This window comes from Sphingomonas sp. (assembly GCF_035555815.1).
Taxonomy (GTDB): domain Bacteria; phylum Pseudomonadota; class Alphaproteobacteria; order Sphingomonadales; family Sphingomonadaceae; genus Sphingomonas.
On record NZ_DATMGG010000201.1, the window covers coordinates 1 to 4,089 of the forward strand.

General features: G+C 67.8%; 5 protein-coding genes. All 5 read left to right on the forward strand.

Features of this window, described 5'->3' with window-relative positions; all coding sequences use genetic code 11:
* On the forward strand, positions 1-1,295 hold a 1,295-nt coding region (locus VNR91_RS11950; RefSeq protein ID WP_325491000.1), incomplete at its 5' end, for an amino acid permease.
* 61 nt (positions 1,296-1,356) lie between these two features.
* Positions 1,357-2,178 carry an N-formylglutamate amidohydrolase gene (locus VNR91_RS11955; protein WP_325491001.1) on the forward strand — a complete coding sequence of 274 codons (822 nt, stop codon included), beginning with the start codon at positions 1,357-1,359 and terminating at the stop codon, positions 2,176-2,178.
* A gap of 138 nt (positions 2,179-2,316) precedes the next feature.
* Positions 2,317-3,210 (forward strand): MurR/RpiR family transcriptional regulator, encoded by an 894-nt coding sequence (locus VNR91_RS11960; protein ID WP_325491002.1) that lies wholly within the window; start codon positions 2,317-2,319, stop codon positions 3,208-3,210.
* Positions 3,207-3,857: an isochorismatase family cysteine hydrolase gene (locus VNR91_RS11965; RefSeq protein ID WP_325491003.1), complete on the forward strand. Its 651-nt coding sequence runs from the start codon at positions 3,207-3,209 to the stop codon at positions 3,855-3,857. The genes VNR91_RS11960 and VNR91_RS11965 overlap by 4 nt, the downstream gene beginning before the upstream one ends.
* Positions 3,854-4,089, forward strand: a 236-nt coding sequence (locus VNR91_RS11970) for a hypothetical protein (RefSeq protein WP_325491004.1), incomplete at its 3' end; no start/stop codon positions are given. The genes VNR91_RS11965 and VNR91_RS11970, both read left to right, overlap by 4 nt.

Below are 4,089 nucleotides of genomic sequence, written 5' to 3' on the forward strand. Positions count from 1 at the left end.
ATGTCAGCATGATCTCGATCGGCGGGATCATCGGGTCGGGATTGTTCGTCGGCAGCAGCGCCGCGATCGCCGCGACCGGCCCGGCGATCGTCGTCAGCTATGCCATCGCCGGCGTCCTCATCCTGCTGGTGATGCGGATGCTCGCCGACATGGCGCTCGCGGCGCCGGGCGCGGGATCGTTCACCGAACATATCCGCATCAGCCTCGGCGACGGCGCGGGCTTCGTCGCCGGCTGGCTCTACTGGATATTCTGGGCGCTGGCGATCGCGTTGGAGGGGCTGGCCGGCGCCAGCATCATCGTCACCTGGCTGCCGAACGCGGAGGCGTGGCAGGTCGGGCTGCTGCTCGTCGCTGCGATGACCGCGCTCAACCTCCTGTCTGTTCGCGCCTTCGGCGAATCCGAATTCTGGCTGTCGGGGATCACGGTGGCCGCGATCATCCTGTGCATTGGCGTCGCGGCGTTCGCGGTCGGCAGGGGCATGCTCGGCGGCGGCGGCATCCCCGCGCCCCTCTATGCCCATGGCGGCTTCGCGCCCTTCGGCGCGGCATCGGTTTTTTCGGGCGTGACCGCGGTGATCCTGGCGCTGGTCGGAGCGGAGATCATCACTATCGCCGCCGCCGACGCGCACGAGCCTGGGCCGGTGATCGCGCGGCTGACGACGACGCTGATCATCCGCGTGGCGCTCTTCTATCTGCTGTCGATGCTGCTGATCGTCGCGATCGTGCCGTGGACCCAGATTCGTCCCGGCGCGTCGCCCTTCGCCATGGCGCTCGCCGCCGTCGGCGCGCCCGGCGTGTCGCTGGTCATGAACGCCGTGATCATCGTTGCGGTGCTGTCGTGCATGAATTCGGGCGTCTATGTCTGCTCGCGCGTGCTGATGGCGCTCGCCGCGAAGGGCGAGGCGCCGGCATTCTTCGGCAAGGCAGGAACGCGCGGCGTTCCGGTGCGCGCGATCCTCGCCGGGTCGGGCGCCGCAGCGCTGGCGGTACTGGCGTCGGTCCTGTCGGCCGAGCGGCTGTTCGCGATGCTGGTCAACGCGACCGGCATGGTGATGCTGATCGTCTATCTGATGCTCGTCCTCGCGCATATGGGATTCGTCCGCCGCGGCGGCGAAAGCCGGTTGCCGCGCGCGACCGGGCCGGTCGTGATCGCAGCGATGGTGGGGGTGATCGCGTCGATGCTGGCGACGCCCGGCCTCGCCTCGCAGGCTTGGGCCGGGCTGACCACCACGGCGCTGCTCGCGCTCGTCCATCTGATCCTGCGCCGTCGCAAGCCCTCCGCTGCGACTGGCTGAGCCGTGTGGTTCATGATGTTTGATATTTTACATATATTGCCATTGACTGTATTTATGTCATATGTCTAATGACATCGAAGCGAACGGGCATGAGCGACAGGCCGGAGACATTATGGACAATCTGACCGCGCCGAACCTGTCGGACTGGCCGGATCCGGTGGAATGGGTCAACCCGTCCGGACGTTCGCCCGTCATTCTGCTGTGCGAACATGCGTCGAACCATATTCCAGCCTGTTACAACGGGCTGGGGCTGGGTCCGGCCGACCTCGATCGTCATATCGCCTGGGACATCGGCGCCGCGGCGGTTACCCGCCGGCTGTCTGCGCTGCTCGACGCCCCCGCCCTGCTCGGCACCTATTCGCGCCTGCTGATCGATCTCAATCGCCCGCCCGAAGGGGAAGGGTCGATCGTCGCCTGGTCGGAAGGAACGCCCATCCCGGCGAACGACGGTCTGGACGCGGTCGAGCGCGCGCTGCGGCAGGCGCGGATCTTCACGCCTTATCAGAACGCGATCGGTGCGCTGATCGATGCGCAGGTCGCCGCCGGATCGCCTGCCATCCTGGTCGCGATCCACAGTTTCAATCCGGTGTTTCTGGGCCATGCCCGGCCCTGGCACGCCGGCATCCTGTTCGGCCGCGCGGCGGCGCTGGGCGAGCGGCTGGTCGCGCGACTGGCCGCGGATGCGTCGCTCCATATCGGCGTCAACCAGCCTTATTCGGTCAGTCGGCAGGAGGATTATGCGATACTGGTCCACGGCGACGACCGCGGCATCCCCGCCGTGCTGATCGAAATCCGCAACGACGAACTGGCGGACGACGCGCAGATCGACGCGTGGGCGCGGCGCCTGGCGGCGATCCTTGCCCCCGAAGCGGCCGCGCCGTGAAACGCGCGGTTCGCCTGCCCCTGACGCCTATCGCGTCATCCCGCAACATGCCTTATCGTCGACCGCATGGCCTTTCGGACGAAAGGGCCGTGGCGCCTGTCGCGTCGCGGCGGGACGAGCTTTAGGGAAAAGGGCGCTATGGCGAACGACACGCAAAAGACCGAACGGATGCCGATCCGCGATATGCTGGGCAGCAGCGACGTCAGCCTGACAAGGTCGGAATCCCGCATCGTCCAGCTGCTGCTCGCCGACTATCCGGTGGCCGGGCTCGGCAGCGCGTCGAGCCTTGCCAAGCGCGCAGGCGTCAGCGACCCGACCGTGGCGCGTTTCGTCACCAAATTCGGGTTCGAGAATTTCGCCGCTTTCCAGGCCGCCCTGCTCGAGGATGTCGAGGCGCGGCTGCGATCGCCGCTGATGATGCTGGAAACCAAGCAGGCGGGGGACGAGCATGATGCGATCGTCAATCGCTACATGGCGTCGGTCACCCAGAAGCTGCGCGACGCGACCGAGGCGGCGGTGCCCGAACCCTATGACCGCGCGGTCGACCTGATCATGGGGGCCAAGGGCGGCGTGACGCTGGTCGGCGGCCGCTTCAGCCGGCACGTCGCCGGGATGCTGGCGGGCTATCTGCTGCAATTGCGCTCGGACGTGCATTCGATATCGCCGCTGACGCTCGAAAGCTTCGACCGGCTGGTCGATATCAGCCGGCGCGACACGCTGATCGTGTTCGATTATCGCCGCTACCAGACCGACGTCGTCGAATTCGCGCGCCAGGCCGAAGCGCGCGGCGCGCACGTCATCCTGTTCACCGATCCGTGGATGTCCCCCGTCGCCGAGTTCGCCGATGTCGTCATCATCGCCTCGGTCGAGGTCGATTCGCCCTATGATTCGCTGGCCCCCGCCGTGGCGCAGATGGAGGCGCTCGTCGCCCATGCCGTCGTGCGCGAAAAGCGCGTGATGGAACGGCGCGTCGCCGATCTCGAAAAGCTGCGCAGCGCCAATGCCGTAACCGTGGATGAACCCGCCCCATGACGATCCTGCGTCCCGCCATTCGCCGCGACGACCCCTATCCGCCGTCGGCGACCGCCCTGCTGCTGGTCGACATGCAGCGGATATGGCTCGAACCGGGGCGCAATCCGGGGCACCCCGACTGGGACGCAGACCATCCCTTTCACCGCGACGTCGCCGCGCGGGCCATCCCCAACCAGGCCCGCCTGCTCGCGGCCGCGCGCGCCGGCGGGATCGAGGTGATCCACACGATCATCCGCAGCCTCACCCGCGACGGGCGCGACCGATCGCTCGACCACAAGATGACGCCGCTGCACGTGGGGCCCGACGATCCGCTGGCGCTTCCGGTGCCCGAGCTCGCGGTGGGCGAGGACGAGATATTGCTGCCCAAGACCTCGTCGGGCGTCTTCAACTCGACCAATATCGACTATGTGCTGCGCAACCTAGGCGTCACCCATCTCGTCGTCGCCGGGATCATGACCGACCAGTGCGTCGACATGGCGGTGCGCGACGCCGCCGACCGCGGCTTTGTCGTCACCTGCGTCGGCGACGCCTGCGCCGCGACGACGGCCGACCGTCACAACCATGCGCTGGCGGCGTTCGGCGGCTATTGCTGGGTTGCCGATACCGATGCGGTGGAGGCGCGCTTCCAGGCGATGCGCGCGGTATGACGATGGCGCTGACCGGAATCGTCACCACCGATCTCGCCGCGATCACGCGCGGCCGCTGGGTGCCCGCCGCGCGCTATGAGGCGGGCGACGACGGCGGGATCGGCTGGCTGCCCGCCAATCTGTCGCTGACCCCCTTCGGCGGCATCGCTACCCCCAATCCGTGGGGATCGACGGGCGACCTGCGCGTCGTCGCCGACCGCGCGGCGCGCTATCGCACCGGCGCCACCGGTTC

Bases quoted from the DNA above. Each gene is read 5' to 3' on its own strand.
- VNR91_RS11965 (WP_325491003.1), top strand. From the start codon at position 3,207: ATGACGATCCTGCGTCCCGCCATTCGCCGCGACGACCCCTATCCGCCG.
- VNR91_RS11960 (WP_325491002.1), top strand. From the start codon at position 2,317: ATGGCGAACGACACGCAAAAGACCGAACGGATGCCGATCCGCGATATG.
- VNR91_RS11955 (WP_325491001.1), top strand. From the start codon at position 1,357: ATGTCTAATGACATCGAAGCGAACGGGCATGAGCGACAGGCCGGAGAC.